This is a genomic window from Streptomyces sp. NPDC031064 (assembly GCF_055570965.1).
The window spans coordinates 579,538-602,461 of the sequence record NZ_JBVIGF010000005.1 but is presented as its reverse complement, the minus strand read 5'-3'; the positions used below and the strand labels follow the sequence as shown (position 1 = coordinate 602,461).

Annotated in this window: 23 protein-coding genes; 8 read left to right on the top strand and 15 right to left on the bottom strand. The window is 70.7% G+C overall.

Translation table 11 applies throughout. The features are described from left to right. Nucleotide 1 precedes the first annotated feature (1 nt). The 6 genes from ACZ46W_RS21650 to ACZ46W_RS21625 all read right to left on the bottom strand — a co-directional run bounded on the left by ACZ46W_RS21650 (nucleotide 2) and on the right by ACZ46W_RS21625 (nucleotide 6,471). Nucleotides 2–1,411, bottom strand: coding sequence for an ATP-binding protein (locus tag ACZ46W_RS21650; protein ID WP_468339808.1), 1,410 nt, complete (start codon nucleotides 1,409–1,411; stop codon nucleotides 2–4). A gap of 15 nt (nucleotides 1,412–1,426) precedes the next feature. Continuing rightward, nucleotides 1,427–2,980, bottom strand: a complete 1,554-nt coding sequence (locus ACZ46W_RS21645) for an SCO6880 family protein (RefSeq protein WP_468339806.1) — start codon at nucleotides 2,978–2,980, stop codon at nucleotides 1,427–1,429. Further along, nucleotides 2,977–4,356, bottom strand: coding sequence for a hypothetical protein (locus ACZ46W_RS21640; RefSeq protein ID WP_468339804.1), 1,380 nt, complete (start codon nucleotides 4,354–4,356; stop codon nucleotides 2,977–2,979). The genes ACZ46W_RS21645 and ACZ46W_RS21640 overlap by 4 nt, the downstream gene beginning before the upstream one ends. Further along, a complete protein-coding gene (locus tag ACZ46W_RS21635; protein ID WP_468339802.1) occupies nucleotides 4,346–5,191 on the bottom strand; it encodes a hypothetical protein in 846 nt (281 codons plus the stop codon). Before ACZ46W_RS21635 ends, ACZ46W_RS21640 begins: the two co-directional genes overlap by 11 nt. A 98-nt stretch (nucleotides 5,192–5,289) precedes the next feature. Continuing rightward, nucleotides 5,290–5,598 (bottom strand): hypothetical protein, encoded by a 309-nt coding sequence (locus ACZ46W_RS21630; protein WP_017945892.1) that lies wholly within the window; start codon nucleotides 5,596–5,598, stop codon nucleotides 5,290–5,292. Between the two features lie 294 nt (nucleotides 5,599–5,892). Next, on the bottom strand, nucleotides 5,893–6,471 hold the full coding sequence (locus ACZ46W_RS21625; RefSeq protein ID WP_468339800.1) for a TetR/AcrR family transcriptional regulator: 579 nt from the start codon (nucleotides 6,469–6,471) through the stop codon (nucleotides 5,893–5,895). 107 nt (nucleotides 6,472–6,578) lie between these two features. Here ACZ46W_RS21625 and ACZ46W_RS21620 point away from each other — a divergent pair, with 107 nt between their 5' ends. From ACZ46W_RS21620 to ACZ46W_RS21605, 4 genes are all read left to right on the top strand, one after another. Further along, on the top strand, nucleotides 6,579–7,463 hold the full coding sequence (locus ACZ46W_RS21620; RefSeq protein WP_468339798.1) for an NAD(P)-dependent oxidoreductase: 885 nt from the start codon (nucleotides 6,579–6,581) through the stop codon (nucleotides 7,461–7,463). A gap of 24 nt (nucleotides 7,464–7,487) precedes the next feature. Then, entirely contained in the window at nucleotides 7,488–8,273 is a 786-nt protein-coding gene (locus ACZ46W_RS21615; RefSeq protein WP_468339796.1) for an SAM-dependent methyltransferase, read from the top strand. A gap of 83 nt (nucleotides 8,274–8,356) precedes the next feature. Then, nucleotides 8,357–9,370, top strand: a complete 1,014-nt coding sequence (locus ACZ46W_RS21610; protein ID WP_468339794.1) for a C40 family peptidase — start codon at nucleotides 8,357–8,359, stop codon at nucleotides 9,368–9,370. Between the two features lie 167 nt (nucleotides 9,371–9,537). Next, nucleotides 9,538–10,263, top strand: coding sequence for a phosphatase PAP2 family protein (locus ACZ46W_RS21605; protein WP_468339792.1), 726 nt, complete (start codon nucleotides 9,538–9,540; stop codon nucleotides 10,261–10,263). On the opposite strand, the gene ACZ46W_RS21600 is transcribed toward ACZ46W_RS21605, so the two are convergent. Next, nucleotides 10,260–10,472, bottom strand: a complete 213-nt coding sequence (locus ACZ46W_RS21600) for a hypothetical protein (RefSeq protein WP_468339790.1) — start codon at nucleotides 10,470–10,472, stop codon at nucleotides 10,260–10,262. The genes ACZ46W_RS21605 and ACZ46W_RS21600 overlap by 4 nt on opposite strands. Before the next feature lie 101 nt (nucleotides 10,473–10,573). On the opposite strand from ACZ46W_RS21600, the gene ACZ46W_RS21595 reads away from it, so the two are divergent. Then, nucleotides 10,574–11,389: an SCO4651 family lipoprotein gene (locus ACZ46W_RS21595; protein ID WP_468339788.1), complete on the top strand. Its 816-nt coding sequence runs from the start codon at nucleotides 10,574–10,576 to the stop codon at nucleotides 11,387–11,389. Between the two features lie 85 nt (nucleotides 11,390–11,474). Further along, nucleotides 11,475–11,660, top strand: coding sequence for a hypothetical protein (locus tag ACZ46W_RS21590; protein WP_366129059.1), 186 nt, complete (start codon nucleotides 11,475–11,477; stop codon nucleotides 11,658–11,660). A 16-nt stretch (nucleotides 11,661–11,676) separates the two neighbouring features. On the opposite strand, the gene ACZ46W_RS21585 is transcribed toward ACZ46W_RS21590, so the two are convergent. Continuing rightward, entirely contained in the window at nucleotides 11,677–12,033 is a 357-nt protein-coding gene (locus ACZ46W_RS21585; RefSeq protein WP_468339786.1) for a metal-sensitive transcriptional regulator, read from the bottom strand. 195 nt (nucleotides 12,034–12,228) lie between these two features. Here ACZ46W_RS21585 and ACZ46W_RS21580 point away from each other — a divergent pair, with 195 nt between their 5' ends. Together ACZ46W_RS21580 and ACZ46W_RS21575 are read left to right on the top strand one after the other, a co-directional pair. After that, on the top strand, nucleotides 12,229–12,849 hold the full coding sequence (locus ACZ46W_RS21580; protein ID WP_366129056.1) for a DUF47 domain-containing protein: 621 nt from the start codon (nucleotides 12,229–12,231) through the stop codon (nucleotides 12,847–12,849). Between the two features lie 5 nt (nucleotides 12,850–12,854). Next, on the top strand, nucleotides 12,855–13,853 hold the full coding sequence (locus tag ACZ46W_RS21575) for an inorganic phosphate transporter (protein WP_468339783.1): 999 nt from the start codon (nucleotides 12,855–12,857) through the stop codon (nucleotides 13,851–13,853). Between the two features lie 350 nt (nucleotides 13,854–14,203). Here ACZ46W_RS21575 and pstB read toward each other — a convergent pair whose 3' ends face one another. From pstB to ACZ46W_RS21540, 7 genes are all read right to left on the bottom strand, one after another. Beyond that, nucleotides 14,204–14,980, bottom strand: a complete 777-nt coding sequence (pstB, locus tag ACZ46W_RS21570) for a phosphate ABC transporter ATP-binding protein PstB (protein ID WP_468339781.1) — start codon at nucleotides 14,978–14,980, stop codon at nucleotides 14,204–14,206. Nucleotides 14,981–15,001: 21 nt separating this feature from the next. Further along, complete coding sequence (gene pstA, locus ACZ46W_RS21565; protein ID WP_468339779.1) at nucleotides 15,002–16,075, bottom strand: phosphate ABC transporter permease PstA; 1,074 nt, start codon at nucleotides 16,073–16,075, stop codon at nucleotides 15,002–15,004. Beyond that, on the bottom strand, nucleotides 16,075–17,064 hold the full coding sequence (gene pstC / locus ACZ46W_RS21560) for a phosphate ABC transporter permease subunit PstC (RefSeq protein WP_468339777.1): 990 nt from the start codon (nucleotides 17,062–17,064) through the stop codon (nucleotides 16,075–16,077). The genes pstA and pstC overlap by 1 nt, the downstream gene beginning before the upstream one ends. Nucleotides 17,065–17,174: 110 nt before the next feature. Further along, complete coding sequence (pstS, locus tag ACZ46W_RS21555) at nucleotides 17,175–18,305, bottom strand: phosphate ABC transporter substrate-binding protein PstS (RefSeq protein ID WP_468339775.1); 1,131 nt, start codon at nucleotides 18,303–18,305, stop codon at nucleotides 17,175–17,177. Nucleotides 18,306–19,273: 968 nt separating this feature from the next. After that, nucleotides 19,274–19,678 carry an NUDIX hydrolase gene (locus tag ACZ46W_RS21550; protein WP_468339773.1) on the bottom strand — a complete coding sequence of 135 codons (405 nt, stop codon included), beginning with the start codon at nucleotides 19,676–19,678 and terminating at the stop codon, nucleotides 19,274–19,276. After that, the gene (locus ACZ46W_RS21545) at nucleotides 19,675–20,643 is read right to left on the bottom strand and encodes a CHAD domain-containing protein (protein ID WP_468339771.1); all 969 of its coding nucleotides are present in this window, start codon (nucleotides 20,641–20,643) and stop codon (nucleotides 19,675–19,677) included. The genes ACZ46W_RS21550 and ACZ46W_RS21545 overlap by 4 nt, the downstream gene beginning before the upstream one ends. Beyond that, a complete protein-coding gene (locus tag ACZ46W_RS21540) occupies nucleotides 20,630–22,855 on the bottom strand; it encodes an RNA degradosome polyphosphate kinase (protein WP_468339769.1) in 2,226 nt (741 codons plus the stop codon). The genes ACZ46W_RS21545 and ACZ46W_RS21540 overlap by 14 nt, the downstream gene beginning before the upstream one ends. Nucleotides 22,856–22,924 lie beyond the last annotated feature (69 nt).

Sequence of the window (22,924 nt, the reverse complement as noted above, 5' to 3'; positions counted from 1 at the left end):
GTCACGCCACCGTCGACTGAGAGGACTCGTTCATCTGCTGCTCGATGAGGGCCGCGCGCTGCTCCGCCTCCCATTCCGCGGCCTGGATGTCCTCCGGTACGTCCGGTGCCGACGACTCCGTCATCGCCCGGTCGGTGTAGACCAGCGGCCGTTCCGCCTCGGTGACGAGGTGTTTGACCACCTGCACATTGCCGTTGACGTCCCAGACCGCGATACCGGGCGTGAGCGTGGGGATGATCTCCACCGCCCAGCGCGGCAGGCCGAGCACCCGGCCCGTCGCCCGTGCCTCGTCGGCCTTCTGGGCGTAGATCGTCCGGGTGGAGGCCATCTTCAGGATCGCCGCCGCTTCCCGCGCGGCCGCCCCGTCCACGACGTCGGAGAGGTGGTGCACCACCGCCACGAACGACAGGCCGAGCCGTCGCCCGAACTTCAGCAGCCGCTGGAAGAGCTGCGCGACGAACGGGCTGTTGATGATGTGCCACGCCTCCTCCACCAGGAAGATGCGCTTCTTGCGGTCCGGCCGGATCCAGGTGTGCTCCAGCCACACGCCGACGATCGCCATCAGGATCGGCATCGCGATCGAGTTGCGGTCGATGTGGGAGAGGTCGAAGACGATCAGCGGGGCGTCCAGGTCGATGCCGACGGTCGTCGGGCCGTCGAACATGCCCCGCAGGTCACCGTCGACCAGCCGGTCCAGGACCAGGGCGACATCCAGGCCCCAGGCCCGTACGTCGTCTATGTCGACGTTCATCGCGGCCGCCGACTCCGCCTCCGGGTGGCGGAGCTGCTCGACGATGTCGGTGAGGACGGGCTGCCGGTCGGTGATGGTCTCGTTGACGTACGCGTGCGCGACCTTGAGCGCGAAGCCCGACCGCTCGTCCAGGCCGTGCCCCATGGCGACCTCGATGATCGTCCGGAGCAGCGCGAGCTGACCGGTGGTGGTGATCGCCGGGTCGAGCGGGTTGAGCCGGATGCCGTCGTCGAGGGCGGCCATGGGGTCGAGGCGGATGGGAGTTATCCCCAACTGCTGTGCGATCAGGTTCCACTCGCCCACCCCGTCCTCGCCCTGCGCGTCGAGGACGACGACCTGGCGGTCACGGAAGCGCAGTTGGCGCAGGACGTACGTCTTCTCCAGCGCCGACTTGCCGTTGCCGGACTCGCCGAGGACCAGCCAGTGGGGGGCCGGGAGCTGCTGCCCGTACAACTGGAAGGGGTCGTAGACGTACCCCTTGCCGCTGTACACCTCGCGCCCGATGATCACGCCGGAGTCGCCGAGACCGGGCGCGGCGGTCGGCAGGTAGACGGCCTGGGCCTGGCCGGTCGACGTACGGACGGGAAGCCGGGTCGTCTCGACCTTCCCGAAGAGGAAGGAGGTGAAGGCCTCGGTGAGGACTGACAGCGGGTCTCGCATCAGAATCAGGCGCCCCTATCGGCGGATGCCGGTCGCGAACGGCAACGTGTTCACAAAGGCCCGGTGGTGCTCGCGGTCGCACCACTCCAGCTTCAGATACGACTTGCCGGCCGAGGCCCTGATCGTCCGCTTGTCCCTGGCCAGGGCTTCGGGCGTACGAGACGACACAGTGATGTACCCGACGAGGTTCACTCCTGCCGCGCCGCTGGCGAGATCTTCACCCCGCTGGTCGAGCCTGCCGTGGGCGGCGATGTCCCGCGGGTCGACGGTGCGGTTCAGCTTGGCGGCCCGGCTGGCCTCCGCCTCGTCGTTGGTCTTCTCGGTCAGCATGCGCTCGATGGCGACCTCGGTGGGCTCCAGGTCCATGCAGACGGCGACCGTGCGGATGACGTCGGGGGTGTGGACGAGGAGGGGCGCGAGGAAGTTGACGCCGACGGGGGTCATCGGCCACTCCTTCACCCAGGCGGTGGCGTGGCACCAGGGCGCGCGGGTCGACGACTCCCTCGTCTTCGCCTGGAGGTACGTCGGCTCGACGGCGTCCAGCTCGGCGGGCCAAGCGTTTCGTTTCGTCATCGCCTGGATGTGGTCGATGGGGTGGTCCGGGTCGTACATGGAGTGCACGAGGGACGCGAGCCGGGACTGCCCGAGGGGCTGCCGGACCCGGATGTCCGCCTCGGCCAGCCGGGCGCAGATGTCGGTGAGCTCGCGGGCCATGACGACCGCGAGGCCGGCGTCCTTGTCGAGCTTGCGGCCGCCGGTGGCCTGGCGGGCGGCGCGGGCCATGGCGTGGGCCTCGGCGGCCAGTTCGCGGGTGTAGTGCATGCAGGCGACGAGGTACGCGCGGTGCTGCTCGCTGGAGGTCGACACCATGGACTGGAGCTGCTCGTAGGAGTCGCGGAGCCAGGCGGGGGCGTTCGGGTCGCCGCGCTGGGCGACGTCCTTGGCGTGGGCGTCGGGGTCGGCGGGGAGGGTGCGGGCGAGCATCTGGAGGCGGGTCACGAAGCCGTCGCCGTTGGCCACGTGCTTGAGGAGGGTGCCGAAACGGTCCACCAGGGCTTCCTGGTCCTCGCTGTCGCGCAGGCCGACGCCGGGCCCCTCGATTTCGATGGCGGCGGTGACGGTACGGCGGTCGGCGTGGAGGAGTACGGCGATCTCGTCGGGCCCGAAGGGCGCGGAGAGCCAACTGATGCGGCCGATCCCGGGCGGCGGGCCCACCTCGACCTCACGGCCGTCGAGCCTGGTGCCCGCCTCCATGGCGCTGGAGCGGTACGTGGTGCCCTGGCGCAGCGTGCGCTTGTAGGTGCGGTTGATCTCGAACCACTTGTAGAAGGTGCGGCCCTTGTACGGGACGTACACGGCGGCCAGCGCGAGCATGGGGAAGCCCATGAGCGTCACGATCCGCAGGGACAGGACGGGGACCAGCAGCCCGCTCATCATGCCGAGGAACGCGCCGGCGATGATCAGCGCGATCTCGCCGGTCTCGCGGTTCTTGCCGACGATCGCGTTCGGCCGGGCCCGGCCGATGAGATACGTGCGGCGGGGCGTGATCGGGTGGGACTGGGTCGTCAACGCCCTCCACCTCCTGTGTTTCCTGTGCTGCTGCCTGTGCCTGTGTTGCTCTTACGGTGGGTGTGCGGCGTGCCGCTCGTACCCGGGCTGCGGGGCGGGGGTGCGGCGGAGGGGACGGATCCGCCGCCGGCCCCGCCACCGGTGCCGCCGCCGGACGGCTGGTTGCGGGAGCTGTGGGCCGCGACGCCGCCGGAGACGGCGTTCGCGGGCTGGGCGCTGCCGCCGCCCCTCTGGTGGCCGCGGCTGCTGTGGGTCTTGATGCCCTGCGAGACGAGCGCGGCCGGGGACGAGATGACGGCTGCGGCCTGGGCGCCGTCGGTGGCCTGCTTGCGGTTCGTACGGGCGGAGGCGATCTCGTCGCCGAAGCCGGGGACGAAGCGGTAGATCATCGCGGAGGCGAAGATGGCCAGCAGGATGATCGCGAGGCCGGACACGACGGCCGAGAAGGCGTCCGGCCCCTCCTCGGAGGACAGCGCCCCGGCGAGGCCGAGGACGATGACGATGACCGGCTTCACCAGGATCACCGCGATCATGATCCCGGCCCAGCGGCGGACGTGGCCCCACATGTTCTTGTCGACCAGCCCGGCGTACACGACGGTGCCGAGCAGCGCGCCGACGTAGAGCAGGGCGGCCCGGATGACGAGCTCCAGCCACAGGATGCCGGCGGCGAGGATCGACACGAGCGACACGACGATCAGCATGATCGGCCCGCCGCCGATGCCCTCGCCCTTCTTGAGCGCCTCGGCGAACGTCCCGAAGAACGCGTCCGTCTGCCCGCCGCCGCCGCTGGCGATCACCTCGGTGACGCCGTCGGTCGCGGAGACGACGGTGTAGAGGACGAGCGGAGTGAACGCGGACGCGAGCACGGTGAGCCACAGGAACCCGATGGCCTCGGAGATCGCCGTCGCCAGCGGCACGCCCCGGATGGCCCGCTTGGCGACGGCCAGCAGCCACAGGACGAGGGTCAGGATGGTGGAGGCGGCGAAGACGACGGCGTACTGCTTGAGGAACGTGGGGTTGGTGAAGTCCACCTCGGCGGTGCTCTTCACGGCCTCGCTGAGCTTGGTCACGATCCACGCGGCGGCGTCGGCGCAGCCGCGGGCGAGGGAAGCGAGCGGGTCGAGGGCGGTGGTGGGGTCGGCGGGGGTGGAGCGTCCACCCCCGCCGCCGTTGGCGGCCTTCTCGCCGTCTTCGCAGTAGTCCCTCGCGAGACCGACCACCAGGTCGCACGGGTTGTTGCTGCCACTGGGGGACGGCGAGGGCGCGGCGGGCGTGGGCGTGGGCGCCGCGGCGGCGCGTGCCGCGAAGAGCAGGAGCGCCGTCTGTACGGCCGCGAGTGCCGCGACGGCGGAGCGGGTGCGACGGCTACCGTGCATAGGTGAAGCCTCCGTAACCGGCGACGGCACCGGCGATCTCGTCTGCGGTGGAGGCCCGATTGTCGCCGTTCACCGGCGTCGGCCCCTCCTTCTGGCTCGATGACTCGATCTTCCAGTCGTTGCCGGTCCACTTGAGCTTCTCGGTGATCGTGAACCACGTCTCCGTCACGGGCTTCGTGGAGCCCTCGCCCGCGAGCCCCACGAGGCCGGTGCACCAGACCTCGACGGTCGCCGCGTCCCCGCTTGCCGCGATCACCTTGGTGCCGACGGGAACTGTGCGGGAGACGAAGGTGAGCCCCTGGGGCGCGGAGCCGTCTTCGTTGAGGCCCACGTTCTTGAGGAACGCGCCCGAGTACGCCGTGTCCAGCCTGCTCAGTAGGCCGTCGACAACGGCGGGATCGTGCACGGCACGCACGATGGCGTGCCGTGTGTCCTGCCTGAACATCCCGTCAGACCCCAGCGCCACCGCGTAATTCGCCGCCGCGCTCTGCGCCCCCTGCTCGTCCCGCGCGTACCCCGACGGGATCGTGCCGTTCTTGCCCGTCACCGGCTTGACGCCCGTCGCGGCTGTCGGGGCGGCGGCTTCGCGGCCCGAGGGCGCGTCCGAGGAGGAGTCGTCGCCGCTTCGGTTCGCGAAGGCGATGGCGGCGATCAGCAGCACCACCACGCCCACCACCGTGATCAGCGAGCGCGAGTTGCGGGCCGGGCGGCGGGCGCCGCCGTAGACGCCGCCGTAGACGTCGCCGGCGCCGCTGTCGGGCAGGCGGGTACGGGTCTGGCCCGTACCGCCGCCTCCCGTGCTGCTGGCGCCGTCGTGCTCGTCGCCGAGGCTCATGACGGGTACGCCCCCTCAACCGGTTGCTGATCTGTATGGTGACTGGACATCAGGTGACGCGCCTCAAGGGGAGCCGGGGGTGGAGCGCTGACGGAGGGTTAGACGGCCATCCCGTACACGATGGTGAACAGCGTGCCCAGTGAACCGATGATGAAGACACCGGTCAGCCCGGCCACGATCAGCCCCTTGCCCTGTTCGGCACTGAACGTGTCCCGGAGGGCGGTGGCGCCGATGCGCTGTTTGGCCGCTCCCCAGATCGCGATGCCGAGGCACAGCAGGATGGCCACGGCCATCACCACCTCGATCATCACGCGGGCCTCGTTCCCCAGGCTCCCGAAGGGCCCCCAGTTGGGGGCGATTCCGCCAATGATGGTGGTGATGTCGCCTTTTTCGGCCGCCAGGTACATGTAACTCACCGCCCCTGTTGGGTAGTTCGACACCCCTGCCCCATGGCACGGGTCACCGCACTATCTTCGCTGATGAAACCGCCCATGTGCGCCGACTTGGCTGGTCTCTTTACCCGATCCCCGCACCTTTGACCGGTCCGGGCGCCCTGACCTGCGCAGGCGGCGAATCGGGTGTATGCGAGTGCGCGCATCGTCACTCTGTGTATCACGGAGGGTGACTCCGGGCAATGACTGTCGTTGGTGCACTCTTGGGGCGGAACGGACAGAGGAACGGGCCGAGGAACGGACTCCCCGTCAGCGGTACGTGGCGACCAGCCGCGCGAGCTGGCGGCCCGCCTGGAGCAGGGGCTCCTCGCTGCGGGTGACCTGGGCCGTCACCTCGGCGCCCTCCAGGGCGCTGATCACCGTGCCGGCCAGTTCGCGGGCGTCGGCGGCGGCGAGGCCGGCGGCCAGCAGCTTGGCGGCGACCAGGTCCTGCCAGTTCCGCAGCGCGGCGGCGCACGCGCGCTGGATCTCGGAGTCGGTGCCCAGTGTCTCCAGGGCGGTGGCCGTGACGGGGCAGCCGTCCACCCAGCCCGACTCGCGCAGTGCCGTGGCGAGCAGGCGGGCGCAGGCGTCGACGGCCGTGGCGGGGTCGTCCTCGCCGTCCAGGGCCTCGCGCAGCAGCGCCGCGAACTCCTCGTCGCCGTGCTGGATCGCGGCGACCGCCACGGCCTCCTTCCCGCCGGGGAAGAAGTGGTAGACGGAGCCGAGTGTGGCGTCCGCCTCCTTGGCGATCTGCTTGATGCCCGTGCCGACGTATCCCTGCCGCTGTACGAGGCGGGCGGCGGTGACGACGATCCGGTCGCGGGTGCCGAGGGCGCTGGTCTGCATGGGGCCGATCCTACCGAGCCATTGAGTAGAGCGTTCGTTCTAGAGCTGTGCTACGGTCGGGTCCGTGCTCTGGATAGAGCGTTCGTTCTAGTCCATCGGGAGACCCCATGCCCAGCAACGCCCCCGCGCCCGTCACCGTCATCGGCCTCGGCCCCATGGGCCACGCCATGGCGAGCACCTACCTCGACCGCGGCCACCGCGTCACCGTCCACAACCGCACGGCCTCCCGCGCCGACGCCCTCGTCGCGCGCGGCGCCCACCGCGCCGCGACCGTCGAAGAGGCCCTGACGGCGGCCGAACTGGTGGTGCTGAGCCTCACCGACTACGACGCGATGTACGCCGTGCTGGGCGACGCCGACCCCGCCGCCCTCTCCGGCCGCGTCCTGGTCAACCTCAGCTCCGACACCCCCGACAAGGCGCGCGCCGCGGCCGCCTGGGCCGCCGAGCGGGGCGCCACGCAGCTCACCGGCGGGGTGCTCACGCCGCCCTCCGGGATCGGCGACCCCGCCACCACGTCCACCTTCTACAGCGGCCCCCGCGACGCCTTCGACGCCCACCGCGCCACCCTGGAGGTCCTGACCGGTGCCGATTACCGGGGCGAGGACCCTGGCCTGGCCGCGCTGCTCTACCAGCTCAACATGACGATGTTCTGGACCGCCCTGACGAGCTATTGGCAGGCCGTCGCCATGGCCGGCGCCCACGGGCTGAAGGCCGCCGACGTCCTGCCCTTCGCGGTCGACGCGCTGAACCTGACGCAGTTCCTGGAGTTCTACACACCCCGCGTCGACGCAGGCGACCACAGCGGCGACGTCGACCGGCTCGCCATGGGCGTGGCCAGCGTCGAGCACGTCCTGCACACCGCGCGCGACTCGGGCGTCGACACCGCGCTGCCCGCCGCCGTGCTCGACGTCTTCCGGCGCGGCGTCGCGGCCGGGCACGGCGCGGACAGCGCCTCCAGTCTGGTCGAGGTGCTGAAGAAGCCTGCCGCGTAAGGAGTTTGGCCCTACGTTGGTGGCGTGACCGACATCGAATCGAGGATCGACACCAGCCGGCCCCACACGGCCCGCATCTGGAACTACTGGACCGGCGGCAAGGACAACTATCCCGTCGACCGGGAGGCCGGCGACCGGATCAAGCAGCTCCACCCCGGGATCGGCGAGTACGCCCGCGCCGACCGGCTCTTCCTGGGGCGGGCCGTGCGGCACCTGGCGGCGGAGGAGGGCATCCGCCAGTTCCTGGACATCGGCACCGGACTGCCCAGCGCCGACAACACCCACGAGGTCGCCCAGCGCGTCGCCCCGGACGCCCGCGTCGTGTACGTCGACAACGACCCGCTCGTCCTCGCCCACGCCCGCGCGCTCCTGGTCGGCACCCCCGAGGGCCGCACCGACTACCTGGACGCCGACCTCCGTGACGTCGACACCATCCTGGAGGCGGCCGCCAAGACCCTCGACCTGGACCGGCCGGTCGCGCTGATGCTGCTCGGCGTCGTCATCTTCATCGAGGACGACGCCGAGTCGTACGCCGTCGTCCGCCGTCTCATGGACGCCCTCGCGCCCGGCAGCCACCTCGTGCTCTCCCACACCGTCGTCCACCCCTCGATGCCGGAGGTCGACGCGGCGGTCGCCTTCTGGAACGAGCACGGCACCCCCAGGCTCACCCAGCGCACCCCGGAGGCCATCACCCGCTACTTCGACGGCCTGGAGCTCCTCGAACCCGGCGTCGTCTCCTGCTCCCGGTGGCGCCCCGAGACCCCGGCGGCCGAGGTCGCCATGTACGCGGGTGTCGGACGCAAGCCGTAGCGGCCGGATCAGCCCCTGACCGGGGCACCCGCCACTTACACTGTCGCTCGGTGGACTGCCATGTCGTTTAGGGGTGGTTGACGGTGCGTAAGGCGTGGCTGGTCGCCGGGGTGTCCGTAGGGGCGTGCCTGAGCTTCGTCGCGCTGCTCGTCGTCGGCACGTACTCCGCCGCCGCCGGGCTGCTCGGCGGGGCCGGGGGCGCCGTACGCGGGGTGGTCGGGCTGGCGAAGGGGGCCGTGCCGGCGGCGTACCAGCCGCTCGTGCAGAAGTGGGGCAATCTGTGCCCGGCCATCAACCCCGCGCTGCTCGCCGCGCAGCTCTACCAGGAGAGCGGGTGGAATCCCAGGGCGGTGAGCCCCGCCGACGCGCGCGGCATCGCGCAGTTCATCCCCGGGACGTGGGCGACGCACGGCATCGACGGAGACAAGGACGGCGACCGGGACATCTGGGACCCGGCGGACGCCATTCCGTCGGCCGCCTCGTACGACTGCGAGTTGGCCGGGTACGTGAAGAACGTGCCCGGCGACCGGACGAACAACATGCTCGCCGCCTACAACGCCGGTGCGTACCGGGTGATAAAGGCCGGCGGGGTGCCCGGGATCAGCGAGACGCAGAACTACGTCCGGATCATCCGCACCCTGGAGAAGAGCTTCGCGCGGCCCGTCGGCCGGGTCGAGCCCTCGCGGCAGGCGGCCGGGGCGATCTACTTCGCGCAGAAGAAGCTCGGCACGCCCTATCTGTGGGGCGGGAACGGGACGCCGGAGCAGCAGGGGCGGTTCGACTGCTCGGGGCTGACGCAGGCCGCGTACCGGACCGTGGGCATCGAGCTGCCGCGCGTGGCCAACGACCAGTACAACGCCGGTCCGCACCCGTCGCGGGACGAGCTGCTGCCGGGGGATCTCGTTTTCTTCTCGGATGACTTGAACAATTCGCGTGCCATCCGTCACGTGGGGCTGTACGTCGGTGGCGGATACATGATCAACGCCCCGTACACCGGGGCCGTCATCCGTTTCGACAAGATCGATACGCCGGACTACTTCGGGGCCACGCGCGTCACCGAGGATGGCGCGAAAGCGCTCCCCACGGCCCGGCCCTGAGCTGCGCGTACGCATCACTCTTCGATAACGTCATGGTGATCGTTCCGTGGAGAGTGGAACGTACCCCTCCTGTGGGTCGTTCCCTGGACTGACGATGACGACACCGACGGACGACGACACCAGACGACGACACTGACCGGGTGACACAAGGCAAGGGGCCGCAGCAGATGGCTGGACTCGCATCGGATGGTTCGAACCCCGATGTCGGCCTGCTCTACGACATCAACGGCCTGGCGAAGGACGCCCCTTCGTGGCTCGACCGTGTCATGGAGTTCACCGGCGAGTACGGGATCATGCTCGCGATGGTGCTGGTCGTGCTCTGGTGCTGGTGGAGCGTGCGCCGGCGCGGCACGGCCGAGGACTCGGTGGCGGCCGTCGCGGGGCTGGTGTGGGCGCCGCTGGCCGCCGGAATCGCCCTCCTGGTCAACATCCCGATCCGTGGCTTCGTGGAGCGGCCCCGGCCGTTCAACGACCACGAGGGCCTGGAAGTGCTGGTGCAGGGCAAGACGGACTTCTCGTTCGTGTCCGACCACGCCACCATGGCGATGGCCATCGGCGTCGGGGTCTTCGTCGCCAACCGCCGCTTCGGCCTCGCCGCGATCGGCCTCGCCCTCGTCGAGGGCTTCTGCCGCGTCTACATGGGCGTGCACTACCCGACGGACGTCGTCGGCGGCTTCGCCCTCGGTACGGCGGTGGCGCTGCTCCTCGCCCCGGTCGCGCTCGCGCTCCTGACGCCGCTGGTGTCGGCGGTGGCCCGCTCCGGCCGGGCCGGCCGGCTCGTACGGTCGCGGAAGGCGCCCGTGCGGGAGCGGCACGAGACGCTGGACATCCCCGAGTCCCAGCTCGGCTCCGGCTCCGCGTCCGGCTCGGACGAGAACGACCTGGCCGCCTAGGGCCTCACCGGCGGCTGCGCCATGTGCGCGGCCGCGTCCAGCCGTGCCCGGTCCCGCGAGCGTCTCGCGGGCCCCGCCCAGCCGCAGGAGCAGCGGGCGACGGCGAACGAACCCCGCTCGGTGGTCGTGGCGTTGTGGATGTTTCCGGCGTTGTCTCCGGCGTTGCTTCCGACGTCCGGGACGGCGGGCGTCTGGTCATGCGCGTGCACAGCTCCACGGTACCGGCGTGACGGTGCGCCCGTGCGGTCGTTATTCGAGGCGAGTGGGGGTCTCGGGCAGCCAGCGGCACAGTGTTGGGGGTTGGCAGGCGATGGTGGTGCAGCAGCATTGGCGCAGGAGCGGCGCGTTCGCCGTTGCGGCCGCCGTGGTGGGCGCGATGGTCACCGGATGTTCCGCGGCGGCCGACGCCTCGCCCGGTGTGGACCCGGGCGACGCGGTACGCGGGGCTCCCGACGCGCTGACGCGGGCGGGCACGTCCAAGGCGCGGACGTCCATGGAGATGGCGACCGGCGGGACGCGGGTCACCATCCGGGGCGAGGGCGCGTACGACTTCGTCAAGCGGCACGGGCAGCTCAAGGTCGTCCTGCCCGAGGACCCGTCCGGGGCGGACGGGCACCGTCCGATCACCGAGCTCCTCGCGCCCGGCGCGCTCTACATGAAGAACCGGGGCGCCGGCGTCCCCGCCGACAAGTGGGTCCGCGTCGACACCACCACCCTGGAGGACGGCAACCTCGTCACGGGCGGGGCCACCGATCCGGCTGCCGCCGCCGAGCTGCTGCGCGGCGCGCAGGAGGTGACGTACGTGGGCGAGGAGGAGCTCGCGGGCGTGCCGGTCGTCCACTACCGGGGGGTCAGCGACCTGGGGCGGGCCGCGCGGGCCGCGTCACCGCAGGTGCGCGGGGCGCTGGCGGCGGCGGCGAAAGGGTTCGCCAAGGACGCGGTTCCGTTCGACGCGTACCTGGACCGGGAGGGGCGGCTGCGCAAGGTGCGCCACCAGTTCAGCTTCGCCAACCAGGGGCGTACGGTCGCGGTCGCGTCGACGACGCTGCTGTACGGGTTCGGCGTCCCCGTCGTCGTACAACTGCCGCCGCGTAAGGACATCTACGCGGGGAAGGTCAAGGCCTGACCATCGCGAGAATGGTCCGGACGTGCCATGCGCGGTGCGTGCAGCGCTCCCTACGCTAGGAAGCCGACACCGGCAGGAAGAGGTGATGCGCGTGGCCCCGCCCACTCCGACGACAGTCCAGGACCACGTGGCCCTCGCCGAGATCGAGCTGTGCGGTGAGTTGATGATCGCGGCGTCCGCCGCGGACGGGGAGCGGCTCAGCGCGGACCTCATCGACGAGGTGCTGAAGGTCATACCCGAGGGGCGCGGCGGGTCTGCCGCGCCCCGGTGAGCAGCCGAGGGGACGGTCAGGTCCGCATCATGCGGGCGATCGCCTTCGTCGCCTCCTCGACCTTCGCGTCGATCTCGTCACCGCCCTTGACGGCGGCGTCGGCGACGCAGTGGCGGAGGTGCTCCTCCAGGAGCTGGAGGGCGAAGGACTGCAGGGCCTTCGTGGACGCGGAGACCTGCGTGAGTATGTCGATGCAGTAGACGTCCTCGTCGACCATGCGCTGAAGGCCCCGGATCTGGCCCTCGATGCGGCGCAGGCGCTTGAGGTGCTCGCTCTTCTGCTTGTGGTACCCGTGCACGCCGTGGTCGTGGTCCATGCCCTGGTCCACGTCCTGCCCTTCGACCGGAAGGCCGGCCGCCTCGGTGGTCGTCATCGCGTCCTCCCGTTGTCACGTAAGGGGCATGTATACCCCTCGTGGGTATATGGTACCGATCCTTGGCCGAAGGTGGCGGGGCCCGGTTCTGTTCACTGTGCCTGATGGGCGACACTGAATGACGCCGGTTAGCCGTGGCCGGATGATGCGCCTAGCATCAGCCTGACCGAAACCCATGCACCTAGAGGACCCCACGTGCGATTTCGTCTGACCCCCAGGGAGACGAGCTTCTACGACATGTTCTCCGCGTCCGCGGACAACATCGTCACGGGCTCCAAGCTCCTGATGGAACTGCTCGGAGCGGAACCCTCCGCCCGGGCCGAGATCGCGGAGCGGATGCGGGCAGCGGAGCACGCGGGCGACGACGCGACCCACGCGATCTTCCACCAGCTCAACTCCTCCTTCATCACGCCGTTCGACCGCGAGGACATCTACTCCCTCGCGTCGTCGCTCGACGACATCATGGACTTCATGGAGGAGGCCGTCGACCTCGTCGTCCTCTACAACGTGGAGGAGCTGCCGAAGGGCGTGGAGCAGCAGATCGAGGTGCTGGCGCGGGCGGCCGAGCTGACCGCCGAGGCCATGCCCCACCTGCGCACGATGGACAACCTCACCGAGTACTGGATCGAGGTCAACCGGCTGGAGAACCAGGCGGACCAGATCCACCGCAAGCTGCTCGCCCACCTCTTCAACGGCAAGTACGACGCCATCGAGGTGCTCAAGCTGAAGCAGATCGTGGACGTGCTGGAAGAGGCCGCCGACGCGTTCGAGCACGTGGCCAACACGGTGGAGACCATCGCGGTCAAGGAGTCCTGAGCTTCGTGGACACCTTCGCACTGGTCGTGACCATCGGTGTCGCGCTCGGCTTCACGTATACGAACGGCTTCCACGACTCGGCGAACGCCATCGCCACGTCCGTCTCCACCAGGGCGCTGACCCCGCGCGCGGCGCTCGCCATGGCGGCGGTGATGAACCTCGCCGGTGCCTTCCTGGGCAGCGGCGTCGCCAAGACCGTCAGCGAGGGCCTGATCGCCACGCCCGAGGGCCAGCGCGGCATGGGCATTCTCTTCGCGGCCCTGGTCGGCGCGATCGTCTGGAACCTGATCACCTGGTACTTCGGCCTGCCCTCGTCGTCCTCGCACGCGCTGTTCGGCGGCATGGTGGGCGCGGCGCTGGCGGGCGGTACCCAGGTCATCTGGTCGGGCGTCGTCGACAAGATCGTCATCCCGATGTTCGTGTCGCCGGTGGTCGGCCTGGTGGTCGGCTACCTGGTGATGTGCGGGATCATGTGGATCTTCCGCAAGGCGAACCCGCACAAGGCCAAGCGGGGCTTCCGTATCGCGCAGACGGTCTCGGCGGCCGGCATGGCGCTCGGCCACGGTCTCCAGGACGCCCAGAAGACCATGGGCATCGTGGTGATGGCCCTGGTCATCGCCGACGTCGAGCAGGCCGGAGACCCGATCCCGGTGTGGGTGAAGGTCGCCTGCGCGGTGATGCTGTCGCTGGGTACGTACGCGGGCGGCTGGCGCATCATGCGGACGCTGGGCCGCAAGATCATCGAACTGGACCCGCCGCAGGGGTTCGCCGCGGAGACCACGGGGGCGTCGATCATGTTCGGCTCGGCGTTCCTGTTCCACGCGCCGATCTCGACGACGCACGTCATCACGTCCGCGATCATGGGCGTCGGCGCGACGAAGCGGGTGAACGCGGTGCGGTGGGGCGTCGCGAAGAACATCATCCTCGGGTGGTTCATCACGATGCCGGCGGCGGCGCTCGTCGCGGCGGCGAGCTTCTTCGTGGTGCGGTTGTTCTTCGGGTAGACGGGGGCGCTGCGCGGGGCTGTTGTGCTGGGGGTCCGGGGGTTATCCCCCGGGGGATGCAGTATCACGATGCCGGCGGCGGCGCTGGTCGCGGCGGCGAGTTTCTTCGTGGTGCGGTTGTTCTTCGGGTGACGGGTTCGCTGCGCGGGGCCTTTCCGCACCCCTCCCCCTACGCCCTGGCGGGCGTGGGGGGACGTCCACTTTCCGGACTGGGGCTCTGCCTCCGGGCCCCCGCGCCCGAAGTGCCCCGCGGCAGGTAAACGGATGGGCCCGCCCCCTGGGAGAAGGGGCGGGCCCTTTGCCTTGCGGTGGCACCGCCATGCAGCACCGCAAGGAGTTCCGGAAGGTGCTTATCCGAAGCGGCCCGAGATGTAGTCCTCGGTCGCCTGGACCGACGGGTTGGAGAAGATGCGCTCCGTGTCGTCGATCTCGATCAGCTTGCCCGGCTGGCCGACGGCCGCCAGGTTGAAGAAGGCCGTGCGGTCGGAGACGCGGGCGGCCTGCTGCATGTTGTGGGTGACGATGACGATCGTGAACCGTTCCTTCAGCTCGCTGATCAGGTCCTCGATGGCGAGCGTGGAGATCGGGTCGAGCGCCGAGCAGGGCTCGTCCATCAGCAGGACGTCCGGCTCGACCGCGATCGCGCGGGCGATGCACAGCCGCTGCTGCTGACCGCCGGAGAGGCCGGAGCCGGGCTTGTTCAGCCGGTCCTTGACCTCGTTCCAGAGGTTGGCGCCCTTGAGGGAGCGCTCGACGACCTCGGCGAGCTCGGCCTTCTTGTACTTGCCGTTCAGGCGCAGACCCGCCGCCACGTTGTCGAAGATCGACATCGTCGGGAAGGGGTTCGGGCGCTGGAAGACCATGCCGACCGTGCGGCGCACGGCGACGGGGTCGACGTCCTTGCCGTACAGGTTCTCGTCGTCCAGCATCACCTTGCCCTCGACGCGGCCACCCGGGGTGACCTCGTGCATGCGGTTCAGGGTGCGCAGGAAGGTGGACTTGCCGCAGCCGGACGGGCCGATGAAGGCCGTCACGGAGCGGGGCTCGACGGTCATGGAGATGTCGTCGATCGCCTTGTGGGAGCCGTAGTAGGCGGTGAGGCCGCTGACGTCGATTCGCTTGGCCATTTCAATCACTTCCAGGTGGCCTTAGCGGCCGGTCTTCGGGGCCTTCCAGCGGGCGATGCCGCGGGCCACCAGGTTGAGGAGCATGACGAAGGCGATCAGGACGAGGGCGGCGGCCCAGGCGCGGTCGTACGACGCCTCACTGCCGACCTTGTACTGCTCCCAGATGTAGAAGGGGAGCGAGGACTGGGCACCTTCGAAGGGGTTGGTGTTGATGAGCTGGCTGCCGAAGACCAGCAGCATGATCGGGGCGGTCTCGCCGGCGATGCGGGCGATCGCGAGCATCACACCTGTGGTGATACCCCCGACCGCGGTGGGGATGACCACCTTGAGGATGACGCGCCACTTCGGTACGCCGAGGGCGAGCGCGGCCTCGCGCAGCTCGTTCGGCACGAGCTTGAGCATCTCCTCCGTGGAGCGGACCACGACCGGGATCATCAGGATCGCCAGCGCCAGCGCGCCCATCAGGCCGGACGGTGCCAGGCCCGCGATCAGCATGATCGAGAGGATGAACAGGCCGGCGACGATCGAGGGGATGCCCGTCATGACGTCGACGAAGAAGGTCACGGCCTTGGCGAGCGCGCCCTTGCCGTACTCGACGAGGTAGACGGCCGTCAGCAGGCCGATCGGCGCCGAGACGAGGGTGGCGAGGCCGACCTGCTCCAGCGTGCCGATCAGCGCGTGGTACACGCCGCCACCGGGCTCGAAGCCGGGGACACCGGCCATCGAGTGGGTGAGGAAGTACCCGTCGAGGACCTTGACGCCCCGGCTGACCGTCACCCAGATCAGGGACAGCAGCGGTACGACGGCGAGGATGAAGCACACCCAGACGACGCTGGTGGCGAGCCGGTCCTTGGCCTGGCGCCGGTTCTCGACGGCCGAGGTCGCCACGTAGGAGATGACGACGAACAGGGCGGCCGCGATCAGGCCCCACTGGATGCGGCTGTGCAGGCCGGTGGCCGTGCCGATGCCCACGCCGAGGGCGATGGACACGGCCGCGAAGCCGACCGGCGCCCAGCGCGGCATACGGCGGTGGCTCAGGCTGTCGTGGCGCGGCACGGTCTGGGTGGGGGCCGCGTCCTGGATTGCGTTGCTCATCAGGCGTTCGCCCCCGAGTACTCCTTGCGGCGCGCGATGATCAGGCGGGCCGCGCCGTTGACCAGCAGGGTGAGGACGAAGAGCACCAGGCCGGAGGCGATCAGGGCGTCCCGGCCGAGCTCATTGGCCTCGTCGAACTTCGCGGCGATGTTCTGGGCGAACGTACCGCCGCCCGGATTGAGCAGGTGCAGCGAGATCACGAAGCTCGGGGAGAGGACCGTCGCGACGGCCATCGTCTCGCCGAGCGCGCGGCCGAGGCCCAGCATCGAGGCGGAGATGACGCCGGAGCGGCCGAAGGGCAGCACGGAGAGGCGGATGACCTCCCAGCGGGTGGCGCCGAGGGCCAGGGCGGCCTCCTCGTTCATGCGCGGCACCTGGAGGAAGACCTCGCGGCTGACGCTGGTCACGATCGGCAGGATCATGATCGCGAGCAGGATGCCGACGGTGAAGAGGGAACGGGCGACGCCGACCTCGGTCTTCTCGAAGACGTACGTCCAGCCGAGGACCTGGTCCAGCCAGAGGTTCAGGCCCTCCAGGTACGGGACGAGGAAGAGGGCGCCCCAGATGCCGTAGATGATCGACGGCACGGCGGCCAGCAGGTCGACGACGTACGCGAGCGGCGCGGCCAGCTTGCGGGGCGCGTAGTGCGAGATGAACAGCGCGATGCCGACGGCGATCGGGACCGCGATCACCATCGCGATGATCGAGCTCACGACCGTGCCGAACAGGAGGACCGCGATGCCGAAGACGGGCGGCTGCCCGGCCGGGTTCCAGTCGAAGGTGGTGAGGAAGTTGCCCTCGTTCTCGGAGAGGGCGAGGGAGGCGCGGTAGGTGAGGAACACGGCGATCGACGCCATGATCACCAGGAGCAGGATGCCCGAGCCCCGGGAGAGCCCGAGGAAGATCTTGTCGCCCGCGCGGCCGGTGGAGGTGCTGCCCGGCTTCCCGGCGACCGGCGGAGCCGGTGCGTTGTCAGTCGTTATAGCCATGATCTTTCCGGTCTGTGTGGGGGAGTCCACGGTGGGCGGATCCCCTGGCGGCGGTGCACCGGATGGGTGGGGGCCGGCCCGGCGAACGGCCGGGCCGGCCTTGCGGGTGATTAGGACAGGCCCTTGACCGTCTCGCGGACCTTGGCGTTGATCTCGGCCGGGATCGGGGCGTAGTCGGCGTCGGACAGGACCTTCTGGCCCTCCTCGGAGGAGGTGTAGGTCAGGAAGGACTTGACCGTGCCCAGGGTGTCGGCCTTGTTGCCCTTGTCGCAGACGACCTCGTAGGTCACCAGGACGATCGGGTACGCGCCCTCGGCCTTGGTGGTGTAGTCGAGGTCGAGCGCCAGGTCCTTGCCGGTGCCCTTCACCTTGGCGGCGGCGATGGCCTTGGAGGCGTTCTCCGAGGTGGCCGCGACCGGGGCGGAGGCGCCGGTGTTGATCTGGACGGTCGGGATGCTCTGCGAGGTGGCGTAGCTGAGCTCGAAGTAGCCGATGGCGCCCTCGGACTGCTTCACCTGGGCGGCGACACCGGAGGAGCCGGACGCGGCCTGGCCACCGGGGGCGGGCCACTTCTTCTCGGCCTCGTACGGCCAGTCCGCCTTGGCGGCCTTGCCGAGGTACTTGCCGAGGTTCTGGGTGGTGCCGGAGTCCTCGGAGCGGTGGAAGGCCTGGATCGCGGTGCTCGGGAGCTTGGCGTTCGGGTTGAGCTTGGCGATCGCCGGGTCGTCCCACTTCTTGATCTTGTCGTTGAAGATCTTGGCGATGGTGGGGGCGTCGAGGACGAGGTCCTTCACGCCGGGCAGGTTGTAGCCGATGGCGATCGGGCCGCCGACCATCGGGAGGTTGATGCCCTGGCCGGTCTTGCAGATCTTCTTGGACTCGGCGACCTCGTCGGGCTTCAGCGCGGAGTCGGAGCCGGCGAAGCCCACGGTGCCCTGGTTGAAGGCGATGATGCCCTCACCGGAGGAGGACGACTTGTAGTTGATCTCCACGCCCGGGCAGGCGGCCATGTAGTTCTTGACCCACAGGTCCATGGCGTTCTTCTGAGCGGAGGAGCCGGAGGCCAGGAGCTGGCCCTTGGCGTCGTCGCACTTGATGTTCGAGGTGGCACCGGTCTTCTTGCCGCCGTCGGCAGCGCCCGTGTTGTCGTCCGAACCACACGCCGTGAGGACCAGGGCGCCGGAGACGGCGAGGGCGCCGAGCGCGGTGGCGCGAAGCCCGTTCTTGCGCTGAAGCTTCACTTTCGGGTGTTCCTTCCAGAAGCCGCCGGTCCGTGGTGGTGTCGTACGGCGGCGTGTGTCGGGGAGTGGATGGTGGACGGCGCCTGTGCGGAGCGGTGCCGTTCACCGGGTAAGGCCGAAATTAGGCAGAACAGGTGACGTGGCCGACGGGGGAGAGTGAACGACAGGTGAACCGTGACGGAAGCCGTGGTGAGCCCATTGTCGTGCGCGCGACGCCCGGGGGCCGGGGCCTCTTGTGCGGGGGCGCGGCGGTGTGCTGCGGGCGGGCGGGGCGGCGGGACGCGGTGGAACGGGGTCGTGCGCCGGTGCGCACCCGGCCCGGTGCCGCACCTGGGCCACCCCCGTGGGTGGCGTACGCGGAGGCCCGATTTAGCCCGCGGGGGTGAAGAGGCGGCGGGGGCTTGGCCTGGCGGGTGGGGTGTGGCGGGGTGTGACGGGGGCCTTGGCCTGGGGGCGGGTGTGGCGGGGCGTTTGGCCGAAAGTATCGCCGTGGCGGTGGTGCGCGGGGTGCGTACGCGGGGTGCGGTGGCCGGTGCGGTGGGTGCGCGCGGCGTGGTGGCCGGGCGAGGGTGCGGTGAGCCCCGGTGGGAGTGCGGGGGCGGGTGCCCCGGCAGGGGCGTTGCTGTGCCGGGGCACGGGGCACGGGGCATGAGGCGCCAGGCCCCGGGCCCGGGGCCTACCGGGCGGGGGTGGAGCGCATCGGCGGGAGCTGGGCGGACATCAGGGCGCGCCTCGACGCCTCGGCGGCAGGGGCGCCGCCGTCGCCGGAAGGCGCGCCCAGGGAGACGGTCTCCAGCTCCTAGGTCCGCGACATCAACTGCATCAACGGAATCCACGTCGGTGACAAGGGCTCGCAGCACAACGCCGTGGAGGCGGCCTGCGGCAAGCTCGGCGCCACCGAGCGCCAGTACCCACCCCGCACGGCGTCCCCGGCCCCCGGTCGGGGACGCCCCCGTGCGCGGGTGCGGTCAGTCCGCGGCGTGCGCGGTGAGGAAGGCCGCCACCAGTTCCTTGTCCTGGTCGTAGGTCAGCCGCGCCCGGGCCGCCGACGGGGGCAGCCAGACCAGGTCGTCCACCTCGTGGTTGGGCTCGAAGGTGCCGCCGGTCGCCTCGGCCGCCCAGTAGCGGACCTCCTTGGCGCGGCCGTCGGGGACCTCGTACCGGGCGGTGGGCAGCTCCGGTCCGGTGACGCACGTCATGCCGGTCTCCTCCAGCACTTCGCGGACCGCCGCCTCCCGCGCGTCCTCCCCGTCCTCCAGCTTGCCCTTGGGCAGCGACCAGTCGGCGTGCTTGTGGCGGTGGATCACCGCGAGCTCGATCCCCTCCCCGGAGGGGGCGCGGCGCCACAGCACGCAGCCGGCGGCGCGGATCACGTCGTCACCGCCGTGCGCTGCCAGGCGCGGTGGAAGGCGTGCCGCGCCGCCTCCACGTCGTGCCGCTGGTCCGCGTGCAGGACCCCGAGCGCGTACGCCGTCGCGGGGGCGATGCGCGGCGTCCGTGCGGCGGTCGCGGCGGCGGCGGCCGCCTCCGCGGCGTCCCGGTGGCGGTCCAGCGCCCGGCCCGCCTCGTACAGCACGGGTTCCGCGCCCCGGACCTCGCCCGCGTACCGGTGCAGCCGCAGCAGGAGCCGCACCTGGTGCCACGGCCCGTCGAGCTGCTCACCGCCCACCGCCGGGGCCATCGGCAGGGCCGCCACCGCGTCCAGCAGGCGCCGCTCGACGACCTCCGCGGGCGGCCCGAGCACCTCGGCGGCCGGCGCGGCCGCGGCGGGGCCCAGCGGCACCTCCGAGGCGAGCAGCGCGACCGCGTCGGCGACCGCGTGGAACCGGGAGGAGCCCAGCGCCTGGAGCGCGGCGGAGTGGGCGCGGGTCCTGGCCAGGGTGAGCTGCCGCTCCAGCAGCGCCCCCGCCCGCGCGGCGCCCACGGCCAGGGCTTCCGCACCGGAGCCGCTCGAGCCACCGGAGCCGCCCGAGCCGCCGCGCCTGGGTGCCGGGACGGTCGCCGCGCCGCCCGTGAGCCGGGCCAGCGCGTCGACGAGCCGGACGAGCCGTGACGTGCAGGCGTGCTCGGCCGCCAGGGTGCCCGACAACCACGCCAGTTCCGTACGCAGTTGGTCCGCCCACGCGGCGTCCAGCAGCGGCCGGAAGGTGTGCAGCGTGCCGCTGATGCGGCGGGCGGCGGCGCGCAGCGCCCGGGTGGCGTCCTCGGCGCCCGCCGTGTCCGCGCCGCACTCGCCGTGCAGCCGCAGGCTGCGGAGGAATTCCGCCGCCCTGGCGTGGAGGTAGGGCGCCAGGACCTCGCCCGCGGAACCGGCCGGGATGTGGTCAGGGTTGAGCACGTCGGCGCCTCCGCGCGTCGATCAGCATCTGCTGGACGTGCCGCAGCGGCTGGCCGTCCTGGTCCGTCGCGTGGCGCGTCCATTCCCCGTCCGGGCCGAGGTGCCAGGAGGCGGTGGTGTCGGCCATGCCGGTGTCCAGCAGTTGGTTGAGGGCCGCGCGGTGGGACGGGTCGGAGACCCGTACCAGCGCCTCTATGCGGCGGTCGAGGTTACGGTGCATCATGTCGGCGCTGCCGAACCAGACTTCGGGCTCGCCGCCGTTCCCGAACGCGAAGATCCGGGAGTGTTCCAGGAACCGTCCGAGGACCGAGCGGACCCGGATGTTCTCCGACAGGCCCGGCACCCCCGGCCGTACGGCGCAGATGCCGCGCACCCAGATGTCCACCGGCACGCCCGCCTGCGAGGCCCGGTAGCAGGCGTCGATGACGGCCTCGTCGACCATCGAGTTGACCTTGATGCGGACGTAGGCGGGCCGCCCGGCACGGTGGTGGACGACCTCCTTGTTGATCCGTGAGACCAGGCCGTCGCGCAGCGACTTGGGCGCGACGAGGAGGCGGCGGTACGTCTCGCGGCGCGAGTAGCCCGACAGCCGGTTGAACAGGTCGGACAGGTCGGCGCCGACCTGCGGGTCGGCGGTCAGCAGGCCGAGGTCCTCGTACAGCCGGGCGGTCTTGGGGTGGTAGTTGCCGGTCCCGACGTGGCTGTAGCGGCGCAGCGTCTCGCCCTCCTGGCGGACGACGAGCGACAGCTTGCAGTGGGTCTTCAGGCCGACGAGCCCGTACACGACGTGACAGCCGGACTCCTCCAGCTTGCGCGCCCACTTGATGTTGGCCTGCTCGTCGAAGCGGGCCTTGATCTCGACGAGGACGAGGACCTGCTTGCCGGACTCGGCGGCGTCGATGAGGGCGTCGACTATCGGGGAGTCGCCGGAGGTGCGGTACAGGGTTTGCTTGATCGCCAGGACGTCGGGGTCGCCGGCCGCCTGCTCCAGGAAGGCCTGGACGGAGGTGGAGAAGGAGTCGTAGGGGTGGTGCAGCAGCACGTCCCGCTCGCGCAGCGCGGCGAAGATGTCGGGCGCGGACGCCGACTCGACCTCGGCCAGGTCGCGGTGCGTCCCGGCGACGAACTTGGGGTACTTCAGCTCGGGCCGGTCCAGGGCGGAGATCCCGAACAGGCCGGTCAGGTCCAGCGGCCCGGGCAGCGGGTACACCTCGGCGTCGGAGACCTTCAGCTCGCGGACGAGGAGGTCGAGGACGTACGGGTCTATCGACTCCTCGACCTCCAGGCGCACCGGCGGCCCGAAGCGGCGCCGCATGAGCTCCTTCTCCAGGGCCTGCAGGAGGTTCTCGGCGTCGTCCTCCTCGACCTCCAGGTCCTCGTTCCTGGTCACCCGGAACATGTGGTGCGCCAGCACCTCCATGCCGGGGAACAGCTCCTCCAGGTGCGCGGCGATGACGTCCTCCAGCGGGACGTAGCGCTGCGGCGACGCTTCGAGGAAGCGGGAGAGGAGCGGTGGCACCTTCACGCGTGCGAAGTGGCGGTGGCCGCTGACCGGGTTGCGCACGACGACGGCCAGGTTGAGGGAGAGGCCGGAGATGTACGGGAAGGGGTGCGCGGGGTCGACGGCGAGGGGGGTGAGGACGGGGAAGATCTGCTGGCGGAACAGCGTGAAGAGCCGCGCCTGCTCCTTCTCGGTCAGCTCGGGCCAGCGGATGAGGTGGATGCCCTCGTCAGCCAGGGCCGGGGCGATGTCCTGCTGGAAGCAGGCCGCGTGCCGGGCCATGAGCTCGCGCGACCGCGTCCAGATCAGGTCGAGGACCTCGCGGGGCTGGAGCCCGGACGCGGAGCGGGTGGCCACGCCGGTGGCGATCCGGCGCTTGAGGCCGGCGACCCGGACCATGAAGAACTCGTCCAGGTTCGAGGCGAAGATCGCGAGGAAGTTCGCTCGTTCGAGGAGGGGCGTCGCCGGGTCCTCGGCGAGCTCCAGCACCCGTTCGTTGAACGCCAGCCAGCTTCGCTCCCGGTCCAGGAACCGGCCGGCGGGCAGCTCGGCGCCGGTGCCGTCCTCTTCGTACGAGTCGAGATCGGCGTCGAGATCCCGCGCCAGATCGGACACGGGCACGTGCGCCACGGTGTGCGGCCGGTGCGCGGCTATGGAGCCGACGGACGGCTGGGAGTGCGGGACCTGGACCTCGGCGGGCTGCTGGCTCATGGCACCATTCTTCCGCGCGATGGGCTGGTCAAGCGCGTCGGAGCGGGCCGCGGACACGGCGGGCTTCAT